The sequence below is a fragment of the Pseudooceanicola sp. genome (genome assembly GCF_029213205.1).
Classification (GTDB): Bacteria; Pseudomonadota; Alphaproteobacteria; order Rhodobacterales; family Rhodobacteraceae; genus Pseudooceanicola.
Window position 1 is genome coordinate 24,161 of sequence record NZ_JARGNH010000019.1, and the last position, 17,399, is coordinate 41,559.

17 protein-coding genes are annotated in these 17,399 nt (G+C 61.8%); 14 read left to right on the plus strand and 3 right to left on the minus strand.

Annotated elements, in window-relative coordinates:
• The first annotated feature begins 1 nt into the window (after nt 1).
• The 14 genes from P1U48_RS13555 to P1U48_RS13620 all read left to right on the plus strand — a co-directional run bounded on the left by P1U48_RS13555 (nt 2) and on the right by P1U48_RS13620 (nt 13,842).
• Nucleotides 2–772 (plus strand): enoyl-CoA hydratase-related protein, encoded by a 771-nt coding sequence (locus P1U48_RS13555; RefSeq protein WP_301069614.1) that lies wholly within the window; start codon nt 2–4, stop codon nt 770–772.
• A complete protein-coding gene (locus P1U48_RS13560; protein WP_301069615.1) occupies nt 765–1,469 on the plus strand; it encodes an SDR family oxidoreductase in 705 nt (234 codons plus the stop codon). Before P1U48_RS13555 ends, P1U48_RS13560 begins: the two co-directional genes overlap by 8 nt.
• Entirely contained in the window at nt 1,469–2,635 is a 1,167-nt protein-coding gene (locus P1U48_RS13565; RefSeq protein WP_301069616.1) for an acyl-CoA dehydrogenase family protein, read from the plus strand. Before P1U48_RS13560 ends, P1U48_RS13565 begins: the two co-directional genes overlap by 1 nt.
• The gene (locus tag P1U48_RS13570; protein WP_301069617.1) at nt 2,632–4,134 is read left to right on the plus strand and encodes a 3-hydroxyacyl-CoA dehydrogenase NAD-binding domain-containing protein; all 1,503 of its coding nucleotides are present in this window, start codon (nt 2,632–2,634) and stop codon (nt 4,132–4,134) included. The genes P1U48_RS13565 and P1U48_RS13570 overlap by 4 nt, the downstream gene beginning before the upstream one ends.
• Nucleotides 4,135–4,137: 3 nt before the next feature.
• Nucleotides 4,138–5,271: a CoA transferase gene (locus P1U48_RS13575; protein WP_301069618.1), complete on the plus strand. Its 1,134-nt coding sequence runs from the start codon at nt 4,138–4,140 to the stop codon at nt 5,269–5,271.
• Between the two features lie 161 nt (nt 5,272–5,432).
• Nucleotides 5,433–5,810, plus strand: a complete 378-nt coding sequence (locus P1U48_RS13580; RefSeq protein ID WP_301069619.1) for an OB-fold domain-containing protein — start codon at nt 5,433–5,435, stop codon at nt 5,808–5,810.
• 3 nt (nt 5,811–5,813) lie between these two features.
• Entirely contained in the window at nt 5,814–6,965 is a 1,152-nt protein-coding gene (locus P1U48_RS13585; protein WP_301069620.1) for a thiolase, read from the plus strand.
• Between the two features lie 23 nt (nt 6,966–6,988).
• Nucleotides 6,989–7,846 (plus strand): MaoC/PaaZ C-terminal domain-containing protein, encoded by an 858-nt coding sequence (locus tag P1U48_RS13590; protein WP_301069621.1) that lies wholly within the window; start codon nt 6,989–6,991, stop codon nt 7,844–7,846.
• Between the two features lie 504 nt (nt 7,847–8,350).
• The gene (locus P1U48_RS13595) at nt 8,351–9,070 is read left to right on the plus strand and encodes a transglutaminase family protein (protein WP_301069622.1); all 720 of its coding nucleotides are present in this window, start codon (nt 8,351–8,353) and stop codon (nt 9,068–9,070) included.
• Nucleotides 9,067–9,516, plus strand: coding sequence for a MaoC family dehydratase (locus P1U48_RS13600; RefSeq protein WP_301069623.1), 450 nt, complete (start codon nt 9,067–9,069; stop codon nt 9,514–9,516). Before P1U48_RS13595 ends, P1U48_RS13600 begins: the two co-directional genes overlap by 4 nt.
• Nucleotide 9,517: 1 nt before the next feature.
• Nucleotides 9,518–10,627 (plus strand): acyl-CoA dehydrogenase family protein, encoded by a 1,110-nt coding sequence (locus P1U48_RS13605; protein WP_301069624.1) that lies wholly within the window; start codon nt 9,518–9,520, stop codon nt 10,625–10,627.
• Complete coding sequence (locus P1U48_RS13610) at nt 10,624–11,775, plus strand: acyl-CoA dehydrogenase family protein (protein ID WP_301069625.1); 1,152 nt, start codon at nt 10,624–10,626, stop codon at nt 11,773–11,775. Before P1U48_RS13605 ends, P1U48_RS13610 begins: the two co-directional genes overlap by 4 nt.
• Before the next feature lie 33 nt (nt 11,776–11,808).
• On the plus strand, nt 11,809–12,618 hold the full coding sequence (locus P1U48_RS13615) for an enoyl-CoA hydratase/isomerase family protein (protein WP_301069626.1): 810 nt from the start codon (nt 11,809–11,811) through the stop codon (nt 12,616–12,618).
• Between the two features lie 27 nt (nt 12,619–12,645).
• Nucleotides 12,646–13,842, plus strand: a complete 1,197-nt coding sequence (locus P1U48_RS13620; protein WP_301069627.1) for a phenylacetate--CoA ligase family protein — start codon at nt 12,646–12,648, stop codon at nt 13,840–13,842.
• Nucleotides 13,843–14,133: 291 nt separating this feature from the next.
• Here P1U48_RS13620 and P1U48_RS13625 read toward each other — a convergent pair whose 3' ends face one another.
• Genes P1U48_RS13625 through P1U48_RS13635 form a run of 3 tightly spaced genes read right to left on the minus strand, consistent with a single transcriptional unit; the run spans nt 14,134 to nt 17,359 of the window.
• Complete coding sequence (locus P1U48_RS13625) at nt 14,134–15,300, minus strand: acyl-CoA dehydrogenase family protein (protein ID WP_301069628.1); 1,167 nt, start codon at nt 15,298–15,300, stop codon at nt 14,134–14,136.
• Between the two features lie 16 nt (nt 15,301–15,316).
• The gene (locus P1U48_RS13630) at nt 15,317–16,555 is read right to left on the minus strand and encodes a thiolase family protein (protein ID WP_301069629.1); all 1,239 of its coding nucleotides are present in this window, start codon (nt 16,553–16,555) and stop codon (nt 15,317–15,319) included.
• 15 nt (nt 16,556–16,570) lie between these two features.
• Entirely contained in the window at nt 16,571–17,359 is a 789-nt protein-coding gene (locus P1U48_RS13635; RefSeq protein WP_301069631.1) for an enoyl-CoA hydratase-related protein, read from the minus strand.
• Between the last annotated feature and the right edge of the window lie 40 nt (nt 17,360–17,399).

The window sequence follows — 17,399 nt, forward strand, 5'->3', positions numbered from 1 at the left end:
AATGGCTGTAGAATTAAAAAAAGAAGGCGATTTTGCCGTCCTCACTCTAAACCGTCCTGAGGCCCTGAACGCTCTGTCGTTTTTGATCCTGGACGATATCGCCCGAGCACTGGACGAGGTGGCCGGGATGAAAGACATCCGCGCGTTGCTTGTCACCGGCGCAGGCGACAAGGCGTTCTGCGCGGGGGCCGACATCAAGGAACTGCGGGGCCGGACGCTGATCGACCAGAAGCGCGGGGCGGAACTGGGACAATCTGTCTTTGCCAAACTGGACAATCTGCCGGTCGCTTCGGTGGCGCTGGTCAATGGCTATGCCTTCGGCGGCGGCTCGGAGCTTGCACTAGCCTGCACCTTCCGGCTGGCGTCGCCGCGCGCGATATTCGGGCTGCCAGAGATCAAACTGGGTCTGATCCCCGGCTACGGTGGGACGCAGCGCCTGCCGCGACTGGTCGGTGAGGGCCGGGCGCTCGAAATCATCATGACCGGCCGCAACGTGAAAGCGGACGAGGCCGAGCGCATCGGCCTGGTGAACGCAATTGCCGAGGGCGATCTGATGGAGGCCGGCCGCGACTTTGCCGGCAAGTTCACCCGCTACAGCCTGCCGGTGCTGGAATGCGCCCGACGTGCTGTGCAGCGGGCGGGAGACGTCACGCTTGACGAAGGCTTGAGGATTGAGGCCGACCTCTCGACGCTTGCCTTCCGCACGGCGGATGCCGAAGAAGGCATGGCCGCCTTTGAAGAGAAACGCAAAGCGGAGTTCAAGGATGGCTAAAGGTCAGATCATCGTCACCGGCGCCTCCAAGGGCATCGGTGCCGCCATTGCTACGGAACTGGACGGGCGCGGATTTGACGTCGTCTGCCTGTCACGCAGCGGCACCGCCCCCAAGGGGCACGGCATCGCCTGCGACATGACGGATGAAGAAGCCGTGCGCGCCGCAATGAGCGAAGTCGCCGCGCGTGGTCCGGTCACAGGGCTGGTCAACAACGCGGGCGTTCACATCGCAGGGGCGATTGCCACGCTCGACACCCGGGATTTCGAGCGGACCATGGCGCTGAACGCGACCGCGATCATGGTCGCCGCGCGCGAGACCTATCCGCACCTGAAGGACGCCGGCGGCATCATCGTGAACATCGGGTCTTTCTTCGACCGGATGGGCGTGCCGGACAACCTGTCCTACTCTGCCTCCAAGGCCGCTGTTGCCGCGATGACGCGCTGCATGGCGGTGGAATGGGCGCGCGACGGGATCAAGGTGATGAACGTTGCACCGGGCTATATCGAGACCGACCTGAACCGCGAATTTCTGGCGCGGGAAAAGGTGCGCGCCTGGATGGCGCAGCGCATTCCGACGGGTGCGCCCGGCTCGGTGGATGACGTCTCCCGCCTGGTGGCGACCATCTTTGCCGAGAATATCGGCTACATGACCGGCGAGACGATCTACATCGACGGGGCGCAGGGGATCAATCACTGATGAACATGTACGACAAACTGCACCGCGCTCGGCCCTGGAGCGACGAAGACCGCGCGATCCTCGATCAGGTCCAGCGGATGACGGACGAGGTCATTGCCCCAAACGCAGAGCACATCGACGCCACCGGCGAATTTCCATGGCAGAACGTTGAAGCGATCAACGCGCTCGGCCTGAACGCGGTCTTTGTGCCTGCGCAATACGGTGGGATGCCGACGTCCTTTCGCCTGTATCTGGAGATCGTCGCAATCATCTCGGAAGCCTGTGCCTCGACCGGGATCATCTATGCCACGAATTACCACGGCATGAAGCCGCTGATCGAATACGGGTCCGAAGAACAGAAGGCGCGCCTGCTGCCCTGCATCGCCGAAGGCGGCCTTGGGGCGCTGGCGATCACCGAACCGACCGCCGGGTCGGACGCCACCGGCATGAAGACCAGTTTCACCCCCGACGGCGACGACATTATCCTCAAGGGCAACAAGAGTTTCATCTCGAATGGCGACGTCGCCGACCGGTATCTCGTGTTCGGGAAATGGGCCGGCGTGGACGATCCGAAGAAGGCGATTTCGGCGCTGATCCTCGAAAAGGGGACCGAGGGTTTCAATGTTATCGGCAAGGAAAGAAAGATGGGCCACAACGGCTCCTCTACCTGCGCGCTGTCGTTCGACAATGCCCGGGTGCCGCGTGCCAACCTGCTGCTGGACCCCGGCGACGGGTTGAAGATCCTGCTCGGCTCGCTCAACCGGTCCCGCCCTTCTGTCGCGGCCCATGCGCTCGGCATCGCGCGAGCGGCGTTCAAGGACATGGTAGCCTATGGCAACGACCGGGTTCAGAGCCGCAAGAAGATCCTCGAATTCCAGGGCAACCAGTTCACATTGGCCGACCTCGCCGGTGAGCTGCTGATGGTCGAGACATGGCTCGACCACGTTGCCGGGCTTGTGGACGGCGGCGAGCCGGACTTCGGAATGGAGGCGTCATTGGCCAAGCTGCGCGCCTCGGACCTTGCCATGAAGATGACGACAGAGTGCGTCCAGTTCCACGGCGGCTATGGCTATTGCCGCGATTACCGCGCGGAGCGCCTGATGCGTGACGCCAAGATCACCCAGATCTGGGAGGGGACCAACCAGGTTCACCGCCAGCTTATCGGACGGAGTTTCATCACCAAATGACCAGCATTCGCAAAGTCGCAATCTGCGGGGCAGGCGGCACGATGGGGGCCGGTATCGCGCTTGTCGCGGCCCGTGCCGGATACGAAACCTATTGCTTCGATCTGTCAGCGGACGGGCTTGCCCGATCGCGCAAGGCCGCGCAGAAGTTCTTTGGCCGATCCGTCGAAAAGGGCCGGATGAGCCAGGAGGACTGCGACGCGGCGCTTGGCCGGATGACCGATACGACATCGCTGCAGGATCTTGCCGATTGCGACCTGGTGATCGAGGCGATCTTCGAGAACCTGAAGGTGAAAAAGGAACTGTTCGGCGAACTGAACAGCATCTGCAAGGACAGCACGATCTTTGCTTCCAACACTTCGACCCTGTCGATCACTGAAATCGCGGGTGGCACCGGGCGCGACGACCGGATGGTCGGCATGCACTTCTGCCTGCCCGCGCAGGTGATGAAGCTGATCGAGATGTCACGCGGCATCAACACCTCCGACGAGACCTTCGCCACCGCCTGGGCCTGGACCGAAGCGGCGGGGCAGATCCCCGTCGAAACGCAGGACAAGCCAGGCTTTATCCTGAATGCGCTGCTGGTACCGTTCAACAACGACGTGATCCGCGCGATCGAGGCCGGGCTGTGCACGCCCGAGGACATCGACACGGCGATCTGCTCCGGGCTTGGCTACAAGATGGGGCCTTGTACGCTGCTCGATCTGATCGGGCTGGATACACAGGTTCTATTGGGCGAAGCGTTTTATCCGATCACCCTGGACACCCGCGCCTCGGTGCCGCCGCTGCTGCGGCGCATGGTGGCCGCAGGCAAGCTGGGCAACAAGGCCGGCGGAGGGTTGCTCTCGGGCGACGCGCCCGCCCGGGCGACAGAGGCGGAGGCGTTCTCGATCGTTACCGCCGGGGACAGCCGTTCCTTCCCTGCGGGCGACGATTTCCTGTCCGCCGCGCAAGGCGACGGACCCGTCACCATTCACCTCGGGGGTGGTTTCGCACCTGATACCGGCAAGACCGCCGTTCTGGTTGAGCTCGATACCGAATGCCTCGGCGTGCACACCGGCGAGGACATGGGCCGCGAGGGATCGAACGTGGTGGGGTTTGCGCGCTACCGCAATGGCGCCGACGCGCCCTCGAACCTGATCGAACTGGTCCGGCAGCCGGCCACCGACGCAACCGCCCTGGCCGCCGCGCGCGCGATCTTCGAGGTCGCGGGCTTCGACGTGGTGGTTTGCGCCGACCGGCCGGGCCGCATCATTGATCGGCTGGTCCGCCCCAAGTACAACGACGCGCTGCGCTTCCTCGACGAAGGGCTGGCCAGCGCCGAAGACATGGACCGGACCTGCTGCATGGGGCTTGGCTATCCCGATGGCCCGGTGGAGCGGGTGACGCGCGGCGGATTGGCTCGCCATTACGACGTGACGACCGCGATCCAGTCGATGACCGGCCTGCCGGGCTATACCCCGGCCCGCGCCGCTGTCGTCGCCAAGACGCGGGCGGCCTGAGACATGTCCGGCGCATTGAGCGGCCTGCGTATCCTCGATTTTTCGACCCTGCTGCCGGGACCAATGGCGACCCAGTTCCTCGCCGAGGCCGGGGCAGAAGTCATCAAGATCGAAAGGCCCGGAAGCGGCGACGAGATGCGCAGTTATCAACCGCGCTGGGGCGAGGACAGCGCCAATTTCAACGTGCTGAACCGGGGCAAGAAAAGCATCGCGCTGGACCTCAAGTCCGAGGAGGACCGCGCGAAACTGATGCCGCTGATCGAAAGCGCCGATATCATCGTGGAACAATTCCGACCCGGTGTGATGGCGCGGCTCGGCCTGTCTTACGACGACATCCGGGCCCTTCGTCCAGACATCATTTACTGTTCGATTTCCGGTTACGGGCAGTCCGGCCCCCGGGCTCAGCGGGCAGGGCATGACCTCAACTATCAGGGCGACGCCGGGCTGCTATCGCTCAGCTATGGCCCTCAGCAATCGCCGGTGGTGCCCGCCGCCCTGATCGCCGATATCGCGGGCGGCGCTTATCCGGCGCTTGTCAACATTCTTATGGCCTTGCGTCAACGGGACCAGACCGGGGCGGGGGCCTATATCGACATCGCCATGGCCGAAACGATCTTTCCGTTTCTCTATTCCGCAATGGCGGTCGGCCAGGTTTCGGGCCGCTATCCGGGCAACGGCGACAGCCAGACCACCGGCGCCTCACCGCGTTACAGGCTTTACCCGACATCAGACGGCCGCATCCTGGCCGCTGCGCCGCTTGAGCAGAAATTCTGGGAACGCTTCTGCGCGACAATCGCGCTAGATCCGGCGCTCCGCGACGACGCGCGTGACCCGGAGGCCACCGGCGACGCGGTCGCGGCAATCATCGCCAGCCGTCCTGCGACAGAGTGGGAACCGGTTTTCGACGAGGCCGATTGCTGTTGCAGCATCGTCCAGACCGTCGAAGAGGCGATGCGTTCCGACCATTACCGCGCGCGCGGACTGTTCGACAATGCGCTGGTCAATGCCGACGGCGCGCGCATTACGGCGCTGCCCTTGCCGATCGCTCCAGCGTTCCGCGCGGCCCCGAATGATGTCTTGCCTGCGCCCGCCCTCGGAGCACATACCGACGCCCTGACCGGGGGTTACAAATCATGAAGGCCGTCGTCGTTCGCGCGTTTACCGGAAAGCGGAGCTAAGTCTGATCCTGACATTGAGTGTCGCGCAAATGGTCCTAAAAGGTTGACGAAATCTAACAAATGTTAGAAATATTATCAATATGCTTAACCGCAAATTGGACCACTTGAAGGAGAACTGCGGTGCCGGACGCCACAGGACCAGATCAGATTTTCCAGCGCGCATTGGCAAATGGAGAGATCTTGCTGCCTAAATGCAACGACTGCGGGGCCTATCACTTTTTCCCGAGAGTCCTGTGCCCACACTGTCATGGCGCCGCGATTTCGTGGGAGCGGGCGACCGGTGCGGGATCGGTCCACACCACAACCATCGTCCGTCGAAAACCTGAACGTGGAGGCGACTACAACGTGTGCATGGTCGAACTGGAGGAAGGCGTCAGGATGATGAGCCGGGTCGAGGGAATATCCCCGGAAAACGTAGTCATCGACATGGCGGTGACCGCCTTCGTGGGAGAGGCCGAGGGGGCCCCGGCCGTGCTTTTCAAACCGGCGGAGGCATAACGCATGACCGATCGACTTCGGGGAAAATCCGCGATTGTCGGAACCGGGCACGCCGGTTTCGGTGAAGCGCACGGCCTGTCGGCCTATGATGTCATGGCGCAGTCCGCACTTGCCGCTCTGGACGATGCCGGGCTGAGGCTGTCCGACGTGGACGGCCTGTTCTGCACCATGATGGAAGACAGCATGCCGTCGCTGATGGCGGCGGAGTATCTGGGCATTCAGCCTCGCTTCATTGACGGCACCATGACGGGTGGTTCGTCCTTCGTGAATTACCTGACATCCGCGACCATGGCGCTTGACGCTGGTCTGTGTGATGTCGCGCTGATCGTGTATGGCTCCAATCAACGTACGGCGTCGGGCAAGCTGGTGACGGCCTCGCGCCCGCCGGCCTATGAGGCGCCATATAATCCACGCTATCCGATTTCCGCCTATGCGATGGCGGCGGCGCGGCACATGCACGAATACGGTACCACACGCGAGCAATTGGCGGATGTGGCGGTCTCTGCGCGGGCCTGGGCGCGGCACAACCCCGAAGCGTTCGAACGCGGCCCGCTGACTCGCGAGGACGTGCTCGGCGCGCGCATGGTGGGCGATCCGCTGACGGTGCGCGATTGCTGCCTGGTGACCGATGGCGGCGGCGCAATCGTGATGGTGCGGGCCGACCGCGCCAGGGATTTTCCAAAGGCACCAGTTTATGTACTGGGCAGTGCCGCGGCCAGCTCGCACCGGCAGATTTCGCAGATGAAGGATTTCACGGTCACCGCAGCCCGCGAGTCGGGCCAGCGCGCCTTTGCCGCGGCGGGGGTCGCGCCGGGTGATATCCAGGTGGTTGAACTCTACGATGCCTTCACCATCAACACGATCCTGTTCCTCGAAGACCTTGGCTTCTGTGCCAAGGGCGAGGGTGGCGCCCTTGTGGAAGGCGGGCATATCGCGCCGGACGGCATCCTGCCGGTGAATACAAACGGCGGCGGCCTGTCCTGTGTGCACCCCGGCATGTACGGTATTTTCACTGTGATCGAGGCCGCCCGCCAGATCCGTGGCGACGCGCCGGGTATGCAATTGAACAATATCGACCTGGCGCTGGCGCATGGCAATGGCGGTGTGCTGTCCAGCCAGGTCACGGCAATTCTGGGGTCACAAAACACGCTCTGACGGCAATCAAGGGAGGAAAGATCATGCCATTGGATTTCGAGGTACTTTCGAACTGGGACTTTGAGGAAATCGAACAGACACTGACCGAGCGGGATACCATCCTTTATGCGCTCGGACTGGGGTTTGGCGAGGATCCGACTGACAAGAAAGAACTGGCCTATGTCTATGAGGACGGTCTCAAGGCGGTTCCCTCGATGGCGGTGACAATGGGGTATCCGGGCTTTTGGCTGGCCGATCCCAGGACCGGCGTGAACTGGCAAAAACTGCTGCACGGCGAGCAATGGCTGGACATCTACAAGCCGCTGCCGGTGAAGGGCCGGTTCATCGGTCGGAGCAAGATCGATTTCATCTCCGACAAGGGTGAGGGCAAGGGCGCCGTCATCTATCAGAGCCGCGACATTATCGACGCGGACAGCGGTGAAAAGCTCGCGCGCGTGGCGATGTCTGCCTTTTGCCGGGGCGACGGCGGGTTCGGCGGCGAAAACAAGCCCGGTCCCGCTCCCGCAGTGGTACCCGACCGCGCGCCGGATCATGTCTGCGATATCGAGACCATGCCGCGTCAGGCGCTGATCTACCGCCTCAGCGGGGACTACAACCCGCTTCATGCGGACCCGGATGTTGCCCGCTCCGTCGGGTTCGAACGCCCGATCCTGCACGGTCTGGCAACCTATGGTCTGGCAGCGCGGGCGATCCTCAAGGCGTCGCTTGACTACGATGCCGCGCGGCTGGTCGGCCTGGATGTTCGGTTCTCCGCGCCGGTTTATCCAGGCGAAACCGTACGGTTTGAAATCTGGGAGGAAGGTGGCGAGGCTCGCTTCCGCGCTTCGGTCCTGGAACGCGACGTTCTGGTTCTGAACAACGGAGCCGCGCGTTTCGCCTGAGGTTTGAACGGTGCCTCAGTTGCTCAGGAAAACTCCCGGCCCGATGGCGACGCTCATGCGCGCGGCCGGGCCGAAGAGCATTCAAGCTCTCGCAACAGGAGATGGCGCCCGGCACCCAGCGATGGGAGGATTCGAAAAGCGGGTTTTGCCATGCGGTTCGCACTGTTACCGCTGCTCCCTTGACTGGTTGGGGCCGCTGTTGACGGCAACCGATTGATGCTGTTCGTTCATGGAACCCGCCGAATCGGCGGTTGGCCTGCAGGCTGCCACACGGTGCGTCTGCGACCGGAAAAGGGTATTTCTGGCAGGGCAGGATCATGTCTGCGCGCTTGATACGGATCGCTCCGTGTTTCCGCGTTCCCGGGCGTATGGCATCACGTGCCGCTTCCCTAGGGGAAGGCTATGCTCGATAGGATGCCGAACCACAGAAGGTCTGTATAAATCCCGTTGACGGGCAGGTTTCAAATCATTAATCTAACAATCGTTAGAAAAGAGGGGGACGCAATGACGCAATCCAAAGACGACCTGCCGGTCGAAGCTGAGCGTTATGTCATGCCGGCGCGGTATGTCGATAGTGACAGCCTCGAAGTGCAGAGTTTTGTATCCTCGGCTTTGCGTGACCTCCCATCGGACGCCTCCAAACGCGACAAGGCGATCCGCTTGTTCGAAGCGGTGCGCGATGAAATCCGTTACGATCCCTATTGCTTTGCGCTGGATAAAGATTCCTACCGTGCCAGCCGAATTGCCGGAGCGGAAGCGGCGTTTTGCGTGCCCAAGGCAATTCTTCTGGCGGCCTGCCTGCGGGCGGTGGGTATCCCCGCCGCACTGGGCTTTGCCGATGTGCGCAACCACCTGAATACGCCCAAGCTGCAAGAGCTGATGGGGACGGATCTGTTTATCTATCACGGCTACGTTCAATTGTGGCTGGACGGTGAGCCCTACAAGATCACGCCCGCGTTCAACATGGAGCTCTGTGAGCGATTCGGCGTCAAGCCGCTGGTCTTTGACGGCTATCACGATGCGCTCTTTCACGAGTTCGACGAACAGAACCATCGGCACATGGAATACGTGAACGACCGGGGGCTCTATTTCGACGCGCCGATGGAGGAATTCCTGGGGGTCTTCAAGGAGACCTACCCGAAACTGGAAGAGTTCAACCGGGTACGCATTTCCAAGGACTCGACCGGGTATGACTCCGGGTTCTCGAAGGAGGGCGCCTCTTGAAGTATCTGGAGGACTTTGCGCCGGGCCAGGTGTTTCGCTTTAGCAGCGACCCGATGAGCAAGGAGGCGATCATAGCCTTCGCCGAGGAGTGGGACCCGCAACAGCTGCACACCGACGAAGACTATGCGGCCACCGTGCACGGCAGCCTGATCGCCTCGGGCTTTCAGACAATGCTTGAGGTGTTCAAGCCGATCATGACGGAGTTCATGGTTGGAATCGCCAATATCGGCGGCATCGGATTCGACAATCTGCGCTGGCACCGTCCCGTGCGTCCGGATGAACCCCTCGATATCGAATTGACGATCAACTCGGTCACGCCGTCAAAAAGCAAGCCCGACCGGGGTATCCTGCACTATACACTCAGCGCCAAGAACCCAAAGGGAGAAGTCGTTTTTTCGACCGACACCCCCGTGATGATACAGCGTAAACAAAATGACACAGACTGACATGACCTCCAGCGAACAAGACGATCTTCGCCTGCTGCGCGAGAGTACCCGCACGCTTTTTGAGCGGGCTGGCGGCAGCGGACGCGCCCGAAAACTGCGCGATGCCGGTGGCAACTTTGACCCGGCGATGGTCCGCGAATTGGCCGAGGCCGGCGTTTTCGGCGTGACCGTGCCCGAAGAAAACGGCGGGCTCGGCATGGGCCTGGCCGCGGGCGGCGTCATTGCCGAAGAGGTTGGCCGGGTGATTGCCCCGGAACCCGTGGTGATGACGGTCGGGTTAAGCCTTGGCCTTTTGCGGCGCGTGTGCCCGGATCATCCGAAGATGGCCCAATTGATCAGCGGTGACTCTGTCCTGGCGGTCGCCTGGCAGGAACGCGGTCCTGGCGGCGCGCCGGGCGAAGCGACATGTCGCTATGCGGACGGCAAGCTGACGGGCAGCAAGGCCTGGGTGGCCGGTGCGCCCGGGTCACAGGGGTTCCTTGTTGTGGCCGAGGGTGACAACGGGCCGGTTCTGGTCCTTGCAGACGCCAGCGCAACCGGGCTTTCTGTCGACAAGCGTACACAGGCCGACGGCAGTTCCCTGGGCGAGCTCTCCTTTTCCGGAACCCCGGCGGAACAACTTGCCGAAGGCCCCGCAGTTCAAGACGCGCTCGCCGAGGCGATCAGCGATGCAACCGCCCTTGCCGCCGCCGAACTTGTCGGCCTGACCGACAGCGCTTTTGACATCACGCTCGACTACATCAAGACGCGGGAGCAGTTTGACAAGCCGATCGGGTCATTCCAGGCCATTCAGCACCGCGCCGTGGATTTGCATATCATGCGCGAAGTCGCGCAGGCGGGTGTCCGCGAAGTTCTGGCGCAGATGGACGCCGAAGCCGATCCCAAACGCCGCGCACAGCTGGCCAGTCGTGCCAAGGCGCGGGCCGTCACCGCCGCCAAAAAGATCACGCGCGACGCGATCCAAATGCATGGGGCGGTTGGGTATACCGACGAATATGACATCGGGCTTTACCTGAACCGGGCGCTGGTTTTGTCGGCCTGGCTGGGCGATGACGCCTATCACAGGCGGATTTGGTTCGATGCGCGCGAAGAAGAAGGAGCCGCACAATGACCGATTGGAACGCAATCAGCGATGCGGACTTCCGCAAAGAGGTGCGCGGGTTCTTTGAAGCCGAATATCCCGAAGAACTGCGCAATCTGTCACATCGTCCAAAGTTTGCCGAGATTGAGCACTGGCATGTCAAGCTGCATGCCAAGGGCTGGGTTGCCCCGGCCTGGCCTGCGGAATTTGGCGGCATGGGGCTGAACGCGGCCAAACTGCTGATTTTCTACGAAGAACAGCAGCGCTGGGGCGTGAACCGCGGACGGGACATGGGTATTCAGATGGTCGGCCCTCTGATCATCAAGTTCGGCACCCAGGAACAGAAAGACTATTGGCTGCCGCGTATTCTGAGTTGCGAAGACATCTGGTGTCAGGGCTATTCCGAACCCGGTGCCGGGTCAGACCTCGCCAACCTGCGCACACGCGCGGAGATTGACGGCGACGACTTTGTCATCAACGGTCAGAAAATCTGGACCACGATGGCGCATGACGCGTCGCACATCTTTATGCTGGTGCGCACCGATCCGGATGCGCCGAAGAAACAGCAGGGCATCAGTTTCCTTCTTGCGCCGATGGATCAGCCCGGCGTCGAGGTGCGTACGATCACAACCCTGTCGGGCGAGAAAGAGTTTTGCGAAGTGTTCTTCGACAGTGCCCGCGCGCCGAAGGAAAACCTGGTCGGCGAGCTGAACAAGGGCTGGACGATGGCCAAGGCGCTTTTGAGCTTCGAGCGCATTTTCATCGGAGCGCCGAACCTGGCCCAGAATGCTCTGGGACAGCTCGAAAGCTTTGCCCGTGGCCGTGGCGCCTTTGACGACCCGGTGTTCCGCGACCGCTTTGCGCAGGCGGCGCTCGACGTTGAGGATCACGCCGCGCTTTACACGCGTTTCGCCGATCAACTCAAGCGCGGCGAAACACTGGGCGCGGATGTCTCGATGCTCAAGATCTGGGTGACCGAGTGCTTCCAGCGCATCACCGAACTGATGATCGAGGCGGCAGGCCCGGATGGCGGCTCCATCGGGCCGCTGCAGGTCGGCAATGTCAGCGTCGACGTGTTGGCCAGCTTCTACAAGGCCCGACCGGGAACCATCTACGGCGGATCAAACGAAATCCAACGCAATATCCTTTCCAAGGCCGTCCTCGGATTGCCTGGTTAAACCCACAACAATATCAAGTGAAGGAACAGAAATATGTCGGACCGTTACGCAAAATACGACAAGTTGAAATTCGACTATCCGGCGGATCGCGTTCTGCGCATCACGTTCGACCGGCCCGAGACGTTGAATTCCGTTGATGCGGAAACCCACACCCAGATGACGGATATGTGGGTCGACATCGACCGCGACCCCGATATCAACGCGGTGATCGTGACCGGCGCGGGCAAGGCGTTTTCGGCGGGCGGCGATTTCAGCCTGATCGAAAACATGATGGGCAACTCGTACGAAATCATGAAGACGTGGAAAGAGGCCAAGGGTCTCGTCTACAACATCATCAACTGCAACAAGCCGATCATTTCCGCGATCAATGGCCCGGCGGCGGGCGCTGGCCTTGTCGTGGCGCTCCTCGCCGACATCTCGATCGCCGGCAAGAAAGCCAAGATCGTCGATGGCCACCCGCGCCTGGGTGTCGCCGCCGGTGACGTCGCGGCGATCATCTGGCCGCTGCTGACATCGATGGCCAAGGCGAAATACTACCTGATGACCTGCAAGCCGGTGTCCGGCGAAGAAGCTGAACGCATCGGTCTGGTGTCGATGTGTGTCGAGGACGAAGAGCTGCAGAAAATCGCTTTGGACACGGCTGTCGATCTGGCCAATGGTTCGCAAAGCGCGATCCGCTGGACCAAGTATTCGCTGAACAACTGGCTGCGCCAGGCTGGCCCGATCTTTGACGCGTCGACCGCGCTGGAGATGCTTGGCTTCATGGGTGAGGACGTCAAGGAAGGTGTGCTGTCGCACCGCGAAAAGCGGGCTCCCAACTTCCGCAAGGACTGCCCGCTTTAAACCCCGACGGCTCAAGGAGGCATGAACATGTCTGACGACATTTACCAGGACATAGCTCAAGCCTATGCGGCCGCGGCCGAGAAGGCCCCGGGTTTGAAATCACGATTTGCAGCTGCCGGATTCGATCCGGCGGCTGTGACATCGTTGGCGGACTTGTCGCGTCTGCCGGTGATGAAAAAAGAAGACCTTCTGAAGATCCAGCGCGACAACCCGCCTTTCGGCGGATTCCTCGCTTCTGATCTGAAAGATATCGGACGGATCTACGTCTCACCCGGCCCGATCTTCGAACCGGCGCTTCCGGGCGGCGGCGGGCATGGGCTTGACCTGCTGTTCAAGGCCGCAGGCGTGGGCGGAGGTGACATCATCCTGAACACCTGGATGTATCACCTGGTGCCGGCGGGTCTGTTGTTTGACGAAGCGGCGCAGGCTGCGGGTGCCACAGTCATTCCTGGCGGCGTCGGCAATACCGAGCTTCAAGCGCAGATCATCGTCGAAACCGGCGTGACCTCGATCTGCGCCTCGACCGCGTTTTTCCTGACGCTGGCGGACAAGGTGATCGAAACCTATGGCCGGGATGCGTGGAAGGTGAAAACCGCCTTCCTCGGCGGTGAGATGGGCGACTGGATGGCCAAGCGCCGCCGGATCGAGGCCGAATATGGCGTGGCCACCTGGGCCGCCTATGCCACCGCCGATCTGGGCCTTGTCGCCTATGAGGATGGCGGCGAAGGCTATCTGGTTCATCCCGACCGCGTGGTGCAGATCTGCGATCCGATCAGTGGCGAGCAGGTAGCCCATGGCGAACCGGGCGAGGTTGTCGTGACCGCGCGCGATGCCAGTTGGCCGATGATCCGGTTCGGCACCGGCGACAGCGCCTTTGCTCTGGAAAGCAATGAAGATGGCAGTGTCGGCCGCATTTCTGCGTTGCAGGGCCGGGTCGGCGCGGCGGTTAAAGTGCGCGAGATCTTCGTCTATCCCCGCGTGATCGAAGAAGTCGTGATCGCGACGCCGGGCGCAAAGGCCGCGCAGGCCGTGGTGACACGCGAAAGTGACCGTGACATGATCCGGCTTTCGCTTGTGCTGGAAGACGGTGCCGACGCCACAACTGCGGAAACAGCCGCAGCAGAGGCCTTCAAATTGCATGCAAGGATCCGTGCCGATGCGGTGAGCGTTGTTGCGGAACTGCCCGAGAATGCAGAACTGATCATCAACCAAAAAGACGGCTGAGATCGATTCTCAATCCTCTGCGATAGCGGCAGGAACAGATGGGCGGCTGGGCAACTTGCCGCCCTTTTTCGTCAGGCGCAGCACGCATCTTGGGCGGCATGGTACTTCCGCGAAAGCGTACTGAACGTTATCGCGCCGGTCAGCGAGGAGCTGATCCTCTCCTACGTGGCCGAGAAGGCACTGGGGATTCCAAACTCCTACTGACCCTTCGCGCCCGTATCGCGATCCCGCCGGGTCGTGCCCACCCTCGACGCTGACGACCGTCGAGGGTGGGGCGGCCAAGGCCCTTTTTCAGAACGCGTTCAACCCGGTCAGGTTTCGCCCGATCACCAGCTTCTGAATTTCGGTGGTGCCGTCTGGAATCGGCATGACCTTGGCATTGCGGAAATGCCGCTCAACGGGAAACTCCTTGGTGATGCCGTTGCCGCCGTGGATTTGCACCGCTTTGCCGGCGATTTCGACAGCCATCTCGGTCGCATACCATTTTGCCATCGAGGTCTGGGTGTCGCAGCGCACGCCCAGATCCAAGAGTTGCAGCCCGCGTTGGCACAAAAGCCGACCGGCATCGAGATGGGTGGCCATGTCCGCCAGATAGCCCTGGATCAACTGATGCCCGCCAATCGGTTTGCCATGCTGCTCGCGTTCCTGGGCATATTTGACCGCACATTCCAGCGCCGCCTGAGCGATGCCGATGCTGGTCAGTCCAACAAACACACGCGCGCTTTCAAACAGCTTCAAGGTCTGGAACAGACCGCCGCCGGAATTGCCCAGAACGTGGGCCTCCGTGGTTTCGGCCTGATCAAAGAACAATTCGCAGGTCGAGGCACCGACAAGCCCCATCTTGCGCAACTCGCGGCTTTCATAACCGCCGGTGTCGCGGTCGACGATGACCATGGAAATCCCGTCATCCAGATTGCACACCACAATGGCAAAGTCCGATTGGGCCCCATTGGAAATCCAGAGCTTCTGTCCGGTGACGAAAATCTTGCCCCCCTTGCGTTCTGCGCGGGTCTTGACCTCGCGCACGTTCGAGCCGACTTCCGGCTCGGAAATGCAGGTGGCGCAAATGCGTTCGCTGCGCAGGAGTGGCTTCAGATAGGCCTCTTTTTGCGCCGCGTCGCCCAAAAGGTTGACCGCAAACACCGCGTGGCCCTGGATCAGCACCGCAATCGCCAGATCGGCCCAGATCCGGGCGAGTTCTTCGTAGAGGATGCCATAGGTCATGCGGTCGATCCCGGCGCCGCCGTCCTCTTCGGGGATAAGGCCGCTGATCAGCCCGAATTCCTCGACCTTGGCGAACAGGGATTTCAGCGTTTCCGCATCGGGCGGGTGGCCGAGGTTTTCGTATTTCTCGGCCAGCGGCGCGAATTCCGCCTCGGCCATCTTGCGGAAGTTTTCCAGCAACATGCGTTGCTCGTCTGAATAGATTGCCTGAGCGGCGGCGATCACGTTTTCCATTGTTCTTTTCCTTGTTTCAGCGGCCCAGAATGGTGACGCAGGCGGCAGCTTCCTCGACGCCGTGCAGGCCGCCGCCGTTTTCGGCAATCGCGTTTTGCGCGCCTTCAACCTGGCGCGCGCCAGCTTCGCCGCGCAGTTGTGTGACCAGTTCAAAGATCTGGCCGATCCCGGTGGCCCCGACCGGGTGCCCCTTGGATTCCAGCCCACCGGAGGGGTTTACCGGGATCCGTCCGCCGATACTGGTTTCTCCACGCAGGCTGGCCGGGCCACCCTCGCCAAATGCCACAAAGCCGAGGTTTTCGATCTGGATCACCTCGCCCACGGCGGTGGCATCGTGCACCTCGGCAACCGACATGTCCTCGGGGCCAAGCCCGGCCTGTTCATAGGCCTGAAGCGCCGCCAGGCGGGTCAGGTGATTTTCAAAATCCTCCGGCGGACGGTCGGTGCCGGAGCGCAGGATCGCCGCCTTGACCTTGATCGCGCGGGCCGGATCGAGCCCCAGCCGCTTCAGCCCCTCACCGGTGCAAAGCACGGCGGCCGCCGCGCCGTCGGAGATCGGCGCGCACATCGGCAGGGTCAGCGGGTAGGTAATGGGCGGCGCGTGCAAAACCTGTTCGATGGTCATCGCATCGCGGTATTGCGCCAGTGGATTATGCGCCGAATGCGCGTGGTTCTTGGCCGAGACGGCGGCGAACTGTTCCTGCGTGGTGCCAAAGGTCTTCATGTGCAGCCGCGCGAAGCCTGCATAGACATCCATGAATACACTATAGGGTTTGGGCGACTTCGACCCTTCGGGTTCCTCGACCCCGGCGCCCAGATCGGCCAGACGCTGCGCGACCTCTTCGCCGTTGCTGACGTCCCAGCCGCTGTCAAAGGCCGAAAACATCAGCGCACGGTCATCGGAATACATCTTCTCGGCGCCCACAGCCAGGCAGCAATCGCCATTGCCGGCCTTGAGGAAATCGACCGCCAGCTTGAAACCGGTCGAGGCGCTGGCGCAGGCGTTTTCGACATTGACTACCGGAATGCCCTGAATACCCATCTCGCGCAGCGCGATCTCACCCCGGATCATGTGCTGGCCTTCCATATGGCCCTGCACCGCGTTCGAGAAGAACGCGCCGTCGATGCGATCGGCCGTCACCCCGGCGTCGGTCAGTGCGGCGGCGACGGCCTCGCCCGTCATGTCCTTGATCGATTTGTCCCGGAATTTTCCGAACGGCGTCATCCCGACGCCAACAACGTAGATGTCCTGCATCTTGCAGTCTCCTTTTCAGTAACCGCGAAACTGCGGTTTGCGCTTTTCATTGAAAGCCGCCAGCCCTTCGCGCATGTCCCAGGAACGCATATGCGCGCGCAGGTTCAGCATCTCTTCGGCCAGGGCGGCGGTTTCGTCCACGTTCAGCGACCGGTTCGCCACCTTCTTCATGCGGCGCAACACAGCGGGGCTCTTGTCCGACAACCGGTCGGTGAAAGCCTGTACGGCGGCGCGCAATTCCGCGTCCGGCACGACGGTGTTGACCAGCCCCCAGTCCATCATGACCTGCGCCGATACGTTTTCGCCCGAGAACAGCAGGTATTTGGCCCGGTTCAGCCCGATCCGGCGCGGCAGGATCGCTGCGCCCCCGGCACCGGGAAAGACACCGAAATTGGAATGGGCATCGCCCAGTTTCGCGCTTTCGCCAGCAAAGACCAGATCGCAGGCCATCACCATTTCAAGGCCGCCGGCCATTGCCAGCCCGTTCACGGCGGCAATCACGGGTTTGGGGCCATCGCGCATCAACCCGAAGGTGTGGTCGACCAGATCAAGCAGATCCGGCTCGCCGGGTTCATGTTTGGCGCCCGCAACCTCCTTCAGATCGGCACCGGCGCAGAACGCCCGACCCGACCCGGTCAGGACGATGGCGCGCACCGCGTCATCGGCAATCGCCGTTTCCAGAGCGGCGGTCATCTCGCGCAGCATCTGCGTGGACATGGCGTTCAACTGATCGGTCCGCTGGAAGGTGATCCATTCGGTTCTAGCCACACGTTCGACGGACAGGGCCTGGGGGGCTTCAGTCACGTTAACCTCCTGAAGAACAAAGATGATTTCTGTTTTCGGC